General features: G+C 65.4%; 14 protein-coding genes and 1 rRNA gene. All 15 read left to right on the top strand.

Annotated features, from left to right (window positions below):
- The first annotated feature begins 8 nt into the window (after positions 1-8).
- A 5S ribosomal RNA gene (gene rrf, locus ACNEOT_RS24470) occupies positions 9-125 on the top strand.
- A 74-nt stretch (positions 126-199) separates the two neighbouring features.
- Positions 200-1081, top strand: coding sequence for a hypothetical protein (locus ACNEOT_RS24465; protein WP_415977310.1), 882 nt, complete (start codon positions 200-202; stop codon positions 1079-1081).
- A complete protein-coding gene (locus tag ACNEOT_RS24460; protein WP_415977309.1) occupies positions 1078-2067 on the top strand; it encodes an HAD-IIA family hydrolase in 990 nt (329 codons plus the stop codon). The genes ACNEOT_RS24465 and ACNEOT_RS24460 overlap by 4 nt, the downstream gene beginning before the upstream one ends.
- 52 nt (positions 2068-2119) lie before the next feature.
- Complete coding sequence (locus ACNEOT_RS24455) at positions 2120-2362, top strand: hypothetical protein (protein ID WP_415977307.1); 243 nt, start codon at positions 2120-2122, stop codon at positions 2360-2362.
- Between the two features lies 1 nt (position 2363).
- Complete coding sequence (locus ACNEOT_RS24450) at positions 2364-3185, top strand: TlyA family RNA methyltransferase (protein WP_415977306.1); 822 nt, start codon at positions 2364-2366, stop codon at positions 3183-3185.
- Positions 3182-4147, top strand: coding sequence for an NAD kinase (locus ACNEOT_RS24445; protein WP_415977304.1), 966 nt, complete (start codon positions 3182-3184; stop codon positions 4145-4147). The genes ACNEOT_RS24450 and ACNEOT_RS24445 overlap by 4 nt, the downstream gene beginning before the upstream one ends.
- A gap of 2 nt (positions 4148-4149) precedes the next feature.
- Positions 4150-5919 carry a DNA repair protein RecN gene (recN, locus tag ACNEOT_RS24440; protein ID WP_415977303.1) on the top strand — a complete coding sequence of 590 codons (1770 nt, stop codon included), beginning with the start codon at positions 4150-4152 and terminating at the stop codon, positions 5917-5919.
- A gap of 84 nt (positions 5920-6003) precedes the next feature.
- Positions 6004-7188 (top strand): putative cytokinetic ring protein SteA, encoded by a 1185-nt coding sequence (gene steA, locus ACNEOT_RS24435; protein ID WP_415977302.1) that lies wholly within the window; start codon positions 6004-6006, stop codon positions 7186-7188.
- Entirely contained in the window at positions 7185-8132 is a 948-nt protein-coding gene (locus ACNEOT_RS24430) for a copper transporter (RefSeq protein ID WP_415977301.1), read from the top strand. Before steA ends, ACNEOT_RS24430 begins: the two co-directional genes overlap by 4 nt.
- A 151-nt stretch (positions 8133-8283) precedes the next feature.
- Positions 8284-10017, top strand: coding sequence for a CTP synthase (locus tag ACNEOT_RS24425; protein WP_415977300.1), 1734 nt, complete (start codon positions 8284-8286; stop codon positions 10015-10017).
- Positions 10014-10646 carry an NUDIX domain-containing protein gene (locus tag ACNEOT_RS24420; protein ID WP_415977298.1) on the top strand — a complete coding sequence of 211 codons (633 nt, stop codon included), beginning with the start codon at positions 10014-10016 and terminating at the stop codon, positions 10644-10646. The genes ACNEOT_RS24425 and ACNEOT_RS24420 overlap by 4 nt, the downstream gene beginning before the upstream one ends.
- Positions 10647-10651: 5 nt before the next feature.
- Positions 10652-11566 (top strand): site-specific tyrosine recombinase XerD, encoded by a 915-nt coding sequence (gene xerD, locus ACNEOT_RS24415; protein WP_415977297.1) that lies wholly within the window; start codon positions 10652-10654, stop codon positions 11564-11566.
- Positions 11567-11676: 110 nt separating this feature from the next.
- Positions 11677-12639, top strand: a complete 963-nt coding sequence (locus ACNEOT_RS24410; protein WP_415977296.1) for a ParA family protein — start codon at positions 11677-11679, stop codon at positions 12637-12639.
- A complete protein-coding gene (locus ACNEOT_RS24405) occupies positions 12636-13472 on the top strand; it encodes a segregation and condensation protein A (RefSeq protein WP_415977295.1) in 837 nt (278 codons plus the stop codon). The genes ACNEOT_RS24410 and ACNEOT_RS24405 overlap by 4 nt, the downstream gene beginning before the upstream one ends.
- Positions 13469-14152 carry an SMC-Scp complex subunit ScpB gene (gene scpB / locus ACNEOT_RS24400; RefSeq protein WP_415977294.1) on the top strand — a complete coding sequence of 228 codons (684 nt, stop codon included), beginning with the start codon at positions 13469-13471 and terminating at the stop codon, positions 14150-14152. Before ACNEOT_RS24405 ends, scpB begins: the two co-directional genes overlap by 4 nt.
- Positions 14153-14158: the final 6 nt, after the last annotated feature.

Raw genomic sequence — 14158 nt, 5'->3', positions numbered from 1 at the left:
CGCAGAGTTACGGCGGCCATAGCGGAGGGGAAACGCCCGGTCCCATTCCGAACCCGGAAGCTAAGCCCTCCAGCGCCGATGGTACTGCACTCGACAGGGTGTGGGAGAGTAGGACACCGCCGAACACCCGTTGTAAGAAGGGGACCCACTTGGTGGGTCCCCTTTTTGCGTTTTGTACTCGAAATCCGAAAGGACGTCCGTGTCGGAAGACAACAACGATCGTCGCCCCTCCCGAGGGGACGGCGGCAACCGCCCGAGCGAATCCCGAGATCGCAACCCTCGCGCTCAGGACCGTCGCGGCGACCCGCGTCGTTCGGACGGTCCTCCCCGCAGGCGTGGCGGTGAAGGCGGTTTCTCCGGAGATCGCCGCGGAAACAGCGCACCGTCCGACCGTCGACCACCGCGTCCCGACGAGCCAGATCTTCCCGACGAGGTCGAGGCCGGGCAGCTAGAGCCCGCGGTGCGTCGAGATCTGTTGAGCTTGGACAAGAACAACGCGACCGCTGTGGCTCGTCACCTCGTGATGACCAGCAGACTGCTCGACGACGACCCGCAGTTGGCGCTGCTGCACGCGCGCGCTGCTCGTCAACGTGCCGGCCGCATCGCTGTCGTCCGTGAGACCGCAGGCATCGCGGCCTATCACGCGGGGGAGTGGGCCGAGGCATTGTCCGAGCTTCGCGCCGCTCGGCGCATGGCGGGCGGACCGGGCCTGATCGCGGTGATGGCCGACTGCGAACGCGGACTCGGACGCCCCGAGCGGGCTATCGAACTCGGTCGAAGCGACGAGGCTCGTGAGCTCACCGGTGAGGAAGCGTCGGAACTGCGAATCGTAGTGGCAGGTGCCCGAATGGATCTGAATCAGTACGACCAGGCCGTCGTCACGCTGCAAACCCCTGATCTCGATGCGTCGCGGTCGGGAACCGCGGCCGCTCGGTTGTTCTACGTCTACGCCGATGCGCTGGTTGCAGCTGGTCGCGTCGACGAAGGTGTGAAGTGGTTCCTCAATGCTGCCGCGGCCGATGTCGATGGCGAGACCGACGCAGAAGAGCGGGTCGAGGAGCTGTCCGGAGGCAGTCAGTGACGTTGCTGCGTGACGCCCACGACGTTCTGCTGCTCGACCTCGACGGCACCGTCTATGCCGGTAAAGACCCCATTCCCGGTGCAGTAGAAGCGCTTTCGGGTGGCTCCGAAAAACAGTACTTCGTCACCAACAATGCCAGCCGGGCACCCGAGGACGTCGCCGAACACCTCCGCAGTCTCGGCTTCGATACCACCGCGGAATTCGTCGTCACCAGTTCCGAGGCCGCAGCCCGGGTGCTCGCGGAGAGGCTGGATCCAGGTGCACGGGTGCTCGTCGTCGGTACCGACGCACTGGCGAAGGAGATCACCAAGGTCGGGCTGAAGCCGGTCCGGTCTGCGGACGATGATCCCGTCGCCGTGGTGCAGGGTCACTCGGTCGATACGGGCTGGAGAATGCTTGCCGAGGCAGTACTCGCCATCCGAGCGGGCGCTCTCTGGGTGGCCACCAACATCGACGCCACCTTGCCTACCGAGCGCGGACTCGTTCTCGGCAACGGCTCGATGGTCGCAGCTGTTCGCAACGCCACCGACATCGAGCCGATCGTGGCCGGCAAGCCGGCCTCGCCGATCATGCACGACGCCATCGAGCGCAGCGGTGCGCACTCGGCGCTGGTCGTCGGCGATCGGCTCGACACCGACATCGCGGGGGCCAACGAGACCGATCTGCCGTCGCTGCTGGTGTTGACCGGTGTGAGCACGGCTGCCGAGTTGCTGCACGCTCCCCGGCATCTGCGCCCCACCCATATCGGCCCGGATCTCGGCGTGTTGAACAAGGAGGAGATCGCCTCCAGCGTCGGTGCCAAGGACGGTTGGGCGGTTGGTATCGACAACGGTGTGCTCTCGGTGCGGTACGACGGCGACGTCGAGCCCGACCCGTTCGAGGGTGCGCTCGCGGTACTGCATGTCGCGTGGTCCGGCTCCGAGTTCTCGGACGTTCGGTTCGAGGGTGATCTCCTCGGCGATGTGCGTTCGCTTCTCGGGTGCTGAAGAGCGGCGGCGATCGGGCGGTCGTCGTACCCATCCGATAGCGTGAGAGGTGATGAGCACGTCGATCCCACTCCCAGGACAACACCGGCCCAGCGGCGCCGGTGATGAGCCGTCGGCAGATCCGGAGACTATTCGCGCCGAGGTCTCGTCGCTGCTGAATCAGCTCACCATCGGCTCGACTGTCGACGAAGAACCGGAGGTCGTGGACTCCGACGCCTTGGCTCGCGACGCAAGTCTGCTGGACCGGGCGCACGAGGTTCTGGTGCGCGCCCTGACCACCGTCGACAAGACCTGACGTGGCTCGTCGGGCACGCGTCGACGCCGAACTGGTTCGTCGGGGACTGGCAAGATCACGCGAGCACGCGTCGGAGTTGATCGACGCAGGCCGGGTGAAGATTGCCGGCACTGTGGCGTCCAAGCCTGCGACCGCAGTGGAGCCGGGCACTCCGCTGTTGGTGGCAGAAGAGCACAACGAAGTCTCGTGGGCCTCCCGCGGCGCGCACAAGTTGCTCGGCGCCCTCGACGCTTTCGAGCCCCTCGGCTTGACCGTCGAACACGCTCGTTGCCTGGACGCCGGTGCGTCCACCGGTGGGTTCACCGACGTTCTTCTCAGTCGAGGAGTGCGTGAGGTGGTTGCCGTGGATGTCGGATACGGCCAGCTCGTATGGCGTCTGCAATCCGACGATCGAGTTCACGTCATCGACCGCACCAACGTCAGGTCGATCGACGCCGAGACGATCGGTGGACCGGTCGACGTGATTGTCGCCGACCTGTCGTTCATCTCGCTGAAGCTCGTTCTACCCGCATTCGTCGCGTGCTCGAAGCCGGGCACCAACATGGTGTTGATGGTCAAACCACAGTTCGAGGTCGGCAAGGATCGGGTGGGTGCCGGCGGAGTGGTGAGAGATCCGGCGCTGCGGGCCGAGGCCGTCGAGGATGTCGCCACCGCAGCCGTCGGCTTGGACCTCACGGTCCGGGCGGTGGCAGCAAGCCCACTGCCGGGCCCGTCGGGCAATGTCGAGTACTTTCTGTGGCTGAGGGCAGGTGCAGGCGAGGATTCGCCGCGCGCCGACATCACGGAACTCGTCCGGCTCGCGATCGAGGAAGGACCACAGTGACTCCGTCCCATGCAGCACCGGAACTGGAGTCGACTCGAGAAATTCTTCTCGTCGCCCATCCTGGTCGACCGGACATCGCCGAAACTGCGCGCCGCGTGGGCAAGGTGTTCGACGAAGCCGGGATCTGCCTACGGGTACTCGTGGACGAGGTCGAGCCCTCCAAGATCGAGGCCTCCGACACGGAGGAACACGACCACGTGTTCGTCGCGGACATGAAGCTCAACGTCGTCGAGTTCGGACCCGACGCGGCTGCCGGCTGCGAGATGGTCCTCGTTCTCGGCGGTGACGGGACCTTCTTGCGCGCAGCCGAACTCGCGCAAGCAGCGTCCATTCCGGTTCTCGGCATCAACCTCGGTCACGTCGGGTTTCTCGCCGAGGCCGAAGCCGACCATCTCGAAGGTGCCCTGGCCAGCGTCATCGCCGGGGACTACCGCATCGAGCAACGTATGACGCTGGACATCGCGATTCGCGTCGGCGACCAGGTGGTCGATCGCGGGTGGGCTCTGAACGAAGCGAGCATCGAGAACGGGTCGAGGCTCGGAGTGCTCGAGGTGGTGCTCGAGGTCGATGGTCGACCGGTGTCCGCATTCGGCTGCGACGGCGTTCTCGTCTCCACGCCTACAGGTTCGACCGCCTACGCGTTCTCGGCCGGTGGGCCTGTGGTGTGGCCGGAACTCGAAGCCATACTGGTCATTCCGAGCAACGCACACGCGTTGTTCGCGCGGCCGCTCGTCACCAGTCCCGAGTCGATCGTGGCCGTCGAGATCGATGCCGGTGGGCACGCGGGTTTCGTGTTCTGCGATGGCAGGCGCACATTGAGCCTGCCGGCCGGTGCCCGCGTCGAGGTCGTACGGGGCGCGTCACCGATCAAGTGGGTTCGACTCGATTCGGCACCGTTCGCCGATCGCATGGTCAAGAAATTCGAACTGCCCGTGACCGGGTGGCGGGGGAGAGCGAGGTAGGGATGCTCGAAGAAATTCGGATCGACAGCCTCGGAGTCATTTCCGGTGCCAGCGCACAGTTTCACGAGGGGCTCACGGTACTCACCGGCGAAACGGGTGCCGGTAAGACCATGGTCGTGACCAGCCTGCACTTGCTCTCCGGTGCCCGAGCCGACGCAGGCCGGGTTCGGCTCGGCGCGCAGCGCGCGGTGGTCGAGGGGCGATTCAGTACCGATACCGCATCGGAGCAGGTGATCGACGATGTCGAGAAGGTACTCGAATCCTCGGGAGGGCAACGCGACGAGGACAATTCGATCATCGCCGTGCGTACCGTCAACTCGGACGGCCGTTCGCGCGCGCATCTCGGTGGGCGCAGTGTGCCCGCGTCGGTGCTGTCGAACTTCACGGACTCGTTGCTGACGGTGCACGGTCAGAACGATCAGCTGCGATTGCTGCGCCCCGATCAGCAACTCGCCGCCCTGGACAGGTTCGCCGGCGATGCGGTGGCGTCCTTGGTCTCCAAATACCGTACTGCGCGCAAGACGTGGCTCGATGCTCGCAACGAGTTGATCGACCGCACCGAGCGCAGCCGCGAGCTGGCGCAGGAAGCCGACCGTCTCCAGTTCGGCCTGCAGGAGATCGACTCTCTCGCACCGGAGCCGGGCGAGGATCGTTCCGTCGCCGAGGACGTGCGTCGGCTGGGCGATCTCGATTCGCTGCGTGAGACCGCAGAAGGTGCGTCGGCCGCACTCGTCGGGAGTTCCGAGGAGGCGTCGGACACGACATCCGCGCTGTACCTGTTGGGCGAGGCGCGTTCTCGCCTGGAACATGCCGACGACGCAGCTCTGACGGAGCTGCTACCGCGACTGAACGACGCGATGGCGATCGTGGGTGACATCGGCGCAGATCTCACCTCCTATCTGACGGATCTGCCGTCCGATCCGGGTGCGCTCGACGCGATCCTGAATCGACAGGCCGAGCTGAAGTCGTTGACGCGGAAGTACGCCGCCGATGTCGACGGGGTCATCGCCTGGGCGGATGAGGCCCGTGAGCGCCTCTCGCACATCGACACCTCGGCCGATGCTCTCGCCGAGTTGAGCGCCAAGGTCGACGCGGCCGCGGTCGACGTCGCGGCGGCCGCGTCGAAGCTCAGTGCGGCTCGGGCGAAGGCGGCCGTGAAGCTCTCGAAGGCTGTCAGCGTCGAGCTGGCGGGGCTGGCGATGGGAAAAGCCAAGCTGCAGATCGATGTTCGGGCCTTGCCTGCCGGACCGTCCGACACGGCTCCGATCGTCGTCGACGGTGCCGAACTGCATGCGGGGAGCAATGGCGTCGACGAGGTGGAGTTTCGCCTGTCTGCGCACGACGGCGCCCAGGCCCTTCCCATCAGCAAGAGTGCGTCGGGCGGTGAGCTCTCGCGGGTGATGTTGGCGCTCGAGGTGGTGTTGGCGGGCTCGGACAAGGGCGCGACGATGGTGTTCGACGAGGTCGACGCCGGAGTGGGCGGTCGCGCTGCCGTCGAGGTGGGGCGCAGGCTCGGCCGGTTGGCTCGCACCCATCAGGTCATCGTCGTCACTCACTTGCCGCAGGTCGCAGCGTTCGCCGACACACATCTGGTGGTCGACAAGACCGATGCGAAGAAGGGTGCGGCCAACAGCGGCGTTCGGACGCTGACGTCGTCGGAGCGGGTCGTCGAGCTCGCGAGAATGCTCGCGGGTCTGGACGACACGGAGACCGGTCGCGCACACGCCGAGGAGCTGCTGGCCACTGCGAACGCCGATCGAGCCGCTCTGTAACTTTTGGTGCTGATGTGATCAGTGTGGTAGTTGTTTCGGCGCGCCTCCGTCGCCGGGCGTGTCGATCGGGTCATCATGGTCCACATGAAGATGCCGGCTCTGCTCTCACGTAGTCAGGATTCGCTGCCCGGACTCACCGGGATCGCGCGCGTCGATCGGAACACGGCCAAGCTGCTCAAGCGGGTCGGCCCCGGCGACATCGTCGTGCTCGACGAGCTGGATCTGGATCGACTGACCGCAGATGCGCTCGTCGAGGCGGGGGTGCTCGCGGTCGTCAACGCGTCGCCGTCGATCTCCGGGCGCTATCCCAATCTGGGTCCCGAGGTCATCGTGGCCAACGGGATCACCTTGATCGACTCGGCCGGCACCGAGATCTTCAAGAAGATCAAGGACGGCACCAAGATTCGCCTCAACGACGGCGGCGTCTACACCGGCGATCGTCGTCTGGCCAAAGGTGACGAGCAGAGCGAAGCCGAGATCTCCGACAAGATGATCGAGGCCAAGACCGGTCTCGTCGACCACCTGGAAGCGTTCTCGGGCAACACGATCGAGTTCATCCGAACCGAGAGTCCGTTGCTCATCGATGGCGTCGGCGTCCCGGACATCGACATCGATCTCAAGGGTCGCCACGTGGTGATCGTGGCCGACGGTCCCGGTCACGCCGAGGATCTGAAGAACCTCAAGCCGTTCATCAAGGAGTACTCACCCGTCATCATCGGCGTCGGCGCAGGGGCCGACACTGCGATGAAGGCGGGTCATCGACCCGATCTCATCGTCGGCGATCCCGAGGACGTCACGGCTCAGACCCTCAAATGTGGTGCAGAGGTGGTCCTTCCGGCGGATTCTGACGGCCATGCTCAAGGACTGGAACGCATTCAGGACCTCGGCATCGGTGCCATGACGTTCCCGGCGACCGGTGCCGCTGCCGACCTCGCCCTGTTGCTGGCCGATCATCACGGGGCCTCGCTGATCGTGTCGGTCGGTAGCCCGGCCAGCCTCGACGAGTTCTTCGATCGTGGTCGACGCAACACGAACCCCGCCGCGTTCATGACTCGACTCAAGGTCGGTGCCAAGCTGGTCGACGCGAAAGCCGTGGCGACGCTCTATCGCAGCCGCGTGTCCGGTGGCGCGATCGCTCTGCTGATCCTGGCCGCGCTCGTTGCTGTGATCGTGGCGTTGGCCGTGTCCAACATCGGCGGTGAAGCGTTGGACTGGGCAATCGATCTGTGGAACCGGTTCGCTCTGTGGTTCCAGGGGTTGCTTTCGTGATTTCGCTTCGCCAACATGCCATTTCGCTGGCTGCGGTCTTCGTTGCACTGGCCATCGGCATCGTGCTCGGTTCGGGTCTGCTCTCGAGTGGGTTGGTCTCGGGTCTTCGGGACGACAAGACCGGCTTGCAGAATCAAGTCGACGATCTGCAGGCGACCAACAATCAGCTCGGTGAGCAGCTCAACTCGGCCGACGGTTTCGAGTCCGCGGTATCGGGGCGGGTTCTGCGAGATACGTTGGTCGACCGCAGTGTTGTGGTCATCACCACCCCCGATGCAGATCCCGGTGATGTCGACGGAGTCACGCGGTCCATCGGAGCATCGGGTGCCACCGTCACCGGGCGGGTATCGCTCACCGATGCCTTCGTTTCTGCAGCCAACGGTGACGACCTGCGTACCCGCCTGACCAATGTCATCCCGGCCGGTGTGCAGTTGCGCACCGGTGCGGTGGATCAGGGAAGCCTGGCGGGCGACCTGCTGGGTTCGGTGCTGTTGCTCAACGCGCAGACCGCGCAGCCGCAGTCGACTCCCGAGGAGCTCTCGCTCGCGCTCGAAACGCTGCGCAGCGGCGGATTCATCGCCTACGACAACGGTGCCGTCGCCCCCGCTCAGCTGGCAGTGGTCGTCACCGGTGCCGGTACCTCGGACGTCGAGGACGGCAATCGCGGTGCCATCGTGGCGCGCTTCGCAGGTGCCCTCGATTCGCGCGGCGCAGGTGCCGTGCTCGCGGGTCGATCCGCCGCCTCCGAAGGCAACGGATCGATCGCCGTCGTACGAGCCGATTCGGCGCTGTCCTCCGCGCTCAGCACGGTCGACAACGTCGACCGTGAAGCCGGACGCATCACCACTGTTCTCGCCCTCGCGGAGCAGCTGGACGGGGCATCGGGCCGCTACGGCACCGGAGCCAACGCGAATGCGGTGACCGTCGGAGCGCCTGCGAGCTGATCGGCACGCCGAACACGCGTGTCGTTGGCGGTGAGGTAGGTACTGGTGTTACCGTGAAGTCCCGTGGGTAGCAGGCCCAATTTCCACGCTGTACCTCTCTTATCAGCCCCCTGATAGGAGCAAGCCCTGCAGACTCGTCACGGGAGCCTCATTGTCACGCCTTCAGTCGCGTTCCGACACCAAGCACATTTTCGTCAGCGGGGGCGTTGCATCCTCGCTCGGAAAAGGTCTGACGGCGTCCAGCCTCGGCCAGCTACTGACTGCACGCGGACTCCGCGTGACCATGCAGAAGCTCGATCCCTACCTCAATGTCGATCCCGGCACGATGAATCCGTTCCAGCACGGTGAGGTCTTCGTCACCGAGGACGGTTCCGAGACCGACCTCGACGTCGGACACTACGAGCGTTTCCTCGACCGCGATCTGTCCGGCTTCGCCAATGTCACCACCGGCCAGGTCTATTCGACGGTCATCGCCAAGGAGCGCCGCGGCGAGTACTTGGGCGACACCGTTCAGGTGATCCCGCACATCACCGACGAGATCAAGCGTCGAATTCTGGCGATGAACGGACCGGACCTGCAGGGGCACCAGCCGGACGTGGTGATCACCGAAATCGGCGGCACGGTCGGCGATATCGAGTCGCAGCCCTTCCTCGAAGCAGCGCGTCAGGTCCGCCACGACGTCGGCCGCAACAATGTGTTCTTCCTGCACGTGTCGCTGGTTCCGTTCCTGGCCCCGTCCGGTGAGCTCAAGACCAAGCCCACCCAGCACTCCGTCGCGGCACTGCGCAGCATCGGTATTCAGCCCGACGCGTTGATCCTGCGGTGCGACCGTGACGTGCCGCCGGGACTGAAGAACAAGATCGCGCTCATGTGCGACGTCGACGTCGACGGCTGCATCTCCACACCCGACGCGCCGTCGATCTACGACATTCCCAAGGTCCTGCACAAGGAGGGCCTGGACGCGTACGTCGTCCGGCAGCTCGGTCTGCCGTTCCGCGACGTCGACTGGACCATCTGGGGCGGACTGCTCGAGCGCGTCCACCAGCCGCGCGAAACCGTGCGCGTCGGCCTGGTCGGCAAGTACGTGGACCTGCCCGACGCGTACCTCTCGGTCACCGAGGCGCTGCGCGCCGGCGGATTCGCTCATCGCGCGAAGGTCGAGATCAAGTGGGTACCGTCCGACGAGTGCTCGACGCCTGCGGGGGCGCAGGCCGCACTGGGCGATGTCGATGCCGTGCTCATTCCCGGCGGTTTCGGTATCCGCGGTATCGAGGGCAAGCTCGGTGCCATCGAATTCGCTCGTACGCGCAAAATTCCGTTGTTGGGGTTGTGCCTGGGGTTGCAATGTGTCGTGATCGAGGCGGCTCGTTCGGTCGGTCTGACCGACGCCAATTCCGCCGAGTTCGACCCGGACACCAAGGATCCGGTGATCTCCACGATGGCCGATCAGGAAGACGCCGTCGCCGGTGATGCCGATCTCGGTGGCACCATGCGCCTCGGTGCCTACCCGGCGACCCTGCAGAAGGGTTCGGTGGTCGCAGCGTCGTACGGCACCGAGACCGTCTCGGAGCGTCACCGTCATCGCTACGAGGTCAACAACGTCTACCGGGATCGAATTGCCAAGAGCGGCTTGGTGTTCAGCGGTACTTCTCCGGACGGCCACCTGGTCGAGTTCGTCGAGCTGCCTGCCTCGGTGCACCCGTTCTTCGTTGCCACGCAGGCGCACCCGGAGCTCAAGAGCCGGCCTACCCGCCCGCATCCGCTGTTCGCGTCGTTGATCAGTGCGGCTCTGAAGTACAAGGCAGCGGAGCGTCTTCCGGTCGACGTGCATGGAGACACCGCCCAGACGGAGGAGGCGGACGCCGCCGCCGAGACCGTCGGATGAGCGAGCCTCGGCACGAGTTCACGACACTCGACTCGACGGCGGCGTACTCCGGCGCGATTCTCGCGCTTCGGCTCGATCAGGTCGCGATGCCGAACGGCCGTCAGGCCGAGCGCGAGGTGATCGAGCATCACGGCGCAGTCGGGATTCTGGCCGTCGACGATCAGGATCGTGTGGTGATGATCGAGCAGTACCGCCATCCCATCGGTCGTCGCCTGTGGGAGTTGCCTGCCGGTCTGTTGGACGAGCCGGGGGAGCAGCCGGTGCTGGCGGCTCAGCGTGAGCTTGCCGAGGAAGCCGGTCTCGCTGCCGAGAAGTGGTCGGTGCTGGTGGACGTGCTGGCCTCACCCGGGTTCACGGACGAGGCCGTGCGAATCTTTCTCGCCCAGGGCCTGACTCGGGTCGATCGGCCCGAGGCGCACGACGAGGAAGCCGACATCGAGTTGTCCTACGTGCCGATGGACGAGGCCGTCCGCCGCGCGCTGGCGGGAGAGATCGTCAACGCATCCGCGGTCGCAGGCGTTCTCGCGTTCGCCGCGGCGCGCGCTGCCGGTACCGAACTGCGCCCGGCCGACGCCCCGTGGACGGATCTGCCGACGGCATTCGAGAATCGGAAGAGTTCACGAAAGTAGCCACCGTGATCGACCAGCAGATCGGCACCTACCTCGACCATCTGGTGGTCGAGCGCGGTTCCGCACCGAACACGGTGTCGTCGTATCGTCGTGATCTCGTGCGCTACGAGCGGTTCCTGAGTGGCTACGGCATCACCGATCTGGCGAAGGTCGCCGAGAACGACATCACCGAGTTCGTGCTCTCCCTGCGGCGTGGCGACGACGAATTCCCCGCTCTCGCAGCGAGTTCGGCGGCCCGGACGTTGATCGCGGTGCGGGGTCTGCACCGCTTCGCGCTCGCGGAGGGCATGGTCGAGCGCAACGTCGCAAGCGAGGTCAAGCCGCCCCAGCCCGCGAAGCGACTGCCCAAGTCGCTGCCCGTCGATCAGGTCGTTGCGTTGCTCGAATCGGCCTCCGTCGCGGGTCCCGACGCCCCGCGCGGACTGCGGGGTCGAGCGCTGCTGGAACTGCTGTATTCCACCGGGGCTCGTATATCCGAGGCAGTCGGGCTCGACGTCGACGACATCGACAGCGAGTCCCGCTCGGTGCTGCTGCGAGGCAAAGGCGGCAAACAGCGCATCGTTCCGGTCGGACGGCCCGCGATCGAGGCCGTAGACGCCTACCTGGTGCGTGGCCGGCCGGGGCTTGTCTCTCGCTCGAATCCCGCGCTGTTCCTCAATGTGCGGGGCGGCAGGCTGTCGCGGCAGAGCGCGTGGCAGGTACTCCAGGACTCCGCCCAGCGAGCCGGAATCACCGCAGGAGTGTCGCCGCACGTACTGCGGCATTCCTTCGCGACGCACCTGCTCGACGGCGGTGCCGACGTTCGCGTCGTGCAGGAGCTGTTGGGTCATGCCTCGGTGACGACGACGCAGATCTACACTCTCGTCACCGTCAACACGCTGCGCGAAGTGTGGGCGGGAGCGCATCCACGGGCGCGCTAGCACGATGCCTGCGACCGTGCGTCAGCGTGTCCGATGACATTGCGCGAGCGTCAAGCGGTAGCGTTTGCGTGAACTACTCGAAGACGAACGGGACAGGGGAGCGCTGGAACGTGTCGACACCGCAGCCGCCAGCGGCGGAGTCAGGCCTGGATCATCCGCATCTCGACGGCGCCCTGTTCCAGACGCGTCAACCGGAATCCAGTCGGGAGACACGCGACATCATTCCTGCTCCGAACGAGCTCGGGCCCACCGGTCGAAAGACTCGGCCCGTCCCGGATCCGCAGCCGTTGGCCAATCACGGCCCGGCCAAGATCATCGCGATGTGCAACCAGAAGGGTGGCGTCGGCAAGACGACGTCGACCATCAATCTCGGTGCGTCGCTGGCCGGCTACGGCCGCCGCGTGCTCCTGGTGGACCTCGACCCGCAGGGCGCACTCTCCGCGGGATTGGGCGTCGCACATCACGAGCTCGATCTGACGGTCTACAACCTGCTCGTCGAAGCGAAGGTGTCCGCCGACGACATCATCATGCGGACTCGCGTCGAGAACCTCGATCTGATGCCCAGCAACATCGACCTGTCCGCGGCCGAGATTCAGTTGGTCACCGAGGTAGGCCGCGAGCAGACCCTCGGGCGAGTGCTGCATCCGATTCTCGATCGGTACGACTACGTACTCATCGACTGCCAGCCGTCCCTCGGTCTGCTGACGGTCAACGCGCTCACGTGTGCCGACGAGGTGCTGATCCCCATGGAGTGCGAGTACTTCAGCCTCCGCGGACTCGCGTTGCTCAACGACACCGTCGAGAAGGTGCGCGATCGGCTCAACCCTCGGCTCAAATTGGCCGGCATCGTGGTGACGATGTTCGACGCCCGCACCTTGCACTCGCGTGAGGTGATGACGCGGGTGGTCGAGGTGTTCGGCGACGTCGTCTACGACACGGTGATCACCCGTACCGTTCGATTCCCGGAAACCAGTGTGGCCGGTGAACCGATCACCACGTGGGCTCCCAAATCCGGCGGCGCACAGGCATACCGCGCTCTCGCGCGCGAGGTGATCTACCGGTCCGGTCCGTGACCGTCGACGCCACCGACGACGCCCCGATCGAGGTTCCCGCCGACGCGGATCCGTCGAAATTCCGGGTGCGGTTGCTCAATTTCGAGGGTCCGTTCGATCTGTTGCTGTCGCTGATCAGTCAGCACCGCATGGACGTCACCGAAGTGGCGTTGCACACCGTCACAGACGATTTCATCTCGTTTACCAAGTCACTCGGTGCCGATGTCGGCCTCGACCAGACAACCGAATTCCTCGTCGTTGCCGCGACACTGCTCGATCTCAAGGCGGCGCGGTTGCTGCCATCGGGTGACGTGGAGGACGCCGAGGATCTGGCGCTGCTCGAAGTCCGAGATCTACTGTTCGCGCGGTTGCTTCAGTACCGCGCCTACAAGCAGGTCGCCCTGCTGTTCGGAGAGCTGGAAGCTGCTGCGTTGCGGCGTTATCCGCGGTCGGTGTCGGTGGAGGACAGGTACGCCGACTTGATTCCCGAGGTGCTGCTGGGCGTCGACCCGGCCACGTTCGCCGATATCGCCGCTGCGGCCTTTCGACCCAAGCCGATTCCGCAGGTGGGGCTCGATCACATTCATCAGCACGCGGTTTCGATTCCCGAGCAGGCGGCGTGGTTGCTCGAGAATCTGCAGGGCCGCGGCCTGAACGAGTGGGCGTCGTTCTCGGAGTTGGTGCAGGACTGCGAGGTGCAGGTCGAAATAATCGCGCGATTCCTGGCGTTGCTGGAGCTGTTCCGGCAACAAGTCATCGCATTCGAGCAACCCGAGCCACTCGGCGACCTCCGAGTGAGTTGGACCGGTAAGGACGAAGGGCCCATCGTGGTCACGGAAGAGGACTACGCATGAGTGCCGACCCAGAACTCGAGCTCGAGGACGTCGACGATTCCGACGAGCTCGACGACGCCACCCTCGCGTCGGCTCTCGAAGCTGTGTTGCTGATCGTCGACACGCCGGCCTCGGACGAGCAGCTCGCCTCCGCAGTCGGTGCGTCGGTGGTCCGGGTGCGTGCCGCATTGAAGGCGATGGCCGCGGCACTGACCGAACGCGCCAGCGGAATCGACCTCCGCTACGCCGGTGACGGCTGGCGTTTCTACACCCGAACCGCCTATGCGCCGTACGTCGAACGGCTGCTTCTGGACGGCGCTCGGTCCAAACTCACACGCGCGGCATTGGAAACCCTGGCCGTGATCGCCTATCGTCAACCGTTGACCCGCGCGCGAGTCAGCGCCGTGCGAGGAGTCAATGTCGATGGAGTGATGCGTACGTTGCTCGCCCGTGGACTGATCTCCGAAGCAGGAACGGACCCGGAGACGAACGGCACGATGTACTGCACCACCGAGTTGTTCCTCGAACGGCTCGGGCTCGCATCGCTGGGCGATCTACCCGAACTGGCACCGCTGTTGCCGGGTGTGGACCTGATCGACGAGATCAGTGACAGCATGGATACCGACCCGAGAACGACCCGCTCCACCAAGAACCGCGGATCGAAACCCGATCCGGCAGCCGAGCTCGACTCGGACGACTGATAGGTA

Source organism: Rhodococcus sp. 077-4, from assembly GCF_047782425.1.
GTDB lineage: Bacteria > Actinomycetota > Actinomycetes > Mycobacteriales > Mycobacteriaceae > Rhodococcoides.
The sequence above is the reverse complement of the archived record's forward strand: the minus strand, read 5'-3'. Positions and strand labels throughout refer to the sequence as shown.

What these genes read in the sequence shown, in the direction of transcription:
- ACNEOT_RS24455 (WP_415977307.1), top strand. Translation starts at nt 2,120, where the DNA reads ATGAGCACGTCGATCCCACTCCCAGGACAACACCGGCCCAGCGGCGCC.
- recN (WP_415977303.1), top strand. Translation starts at nt 4,150, where the DNA reads ATGCTCGAAGAAATTCGGATCGACAGCCTCGGAGTCATTTCCGGTGCC.
- steA (WP_415977302.1), top strand. Translation starts at nt 6,004, where the DNA reads ATGAAGATGCCGGCTCTGCTCTCACGTAGTCAGGATTCGCTGCCCGGA.
- ACNEOT_RS24420 (WP_415977298.1), top strand. Translation starts at nt 10,014, where the DNA reads ATGAGCGAGCCTCGGCACGAGTTCACGACACTCGACTCGACGGCGGCG.
- scpB (WP_415977294.1), top strand. Translation starts at nt 13,469, where the DNA reads ATGAGTGCCGACCCAGAACTCGAGCTCGAGGACGTCGACGATTCCGAC.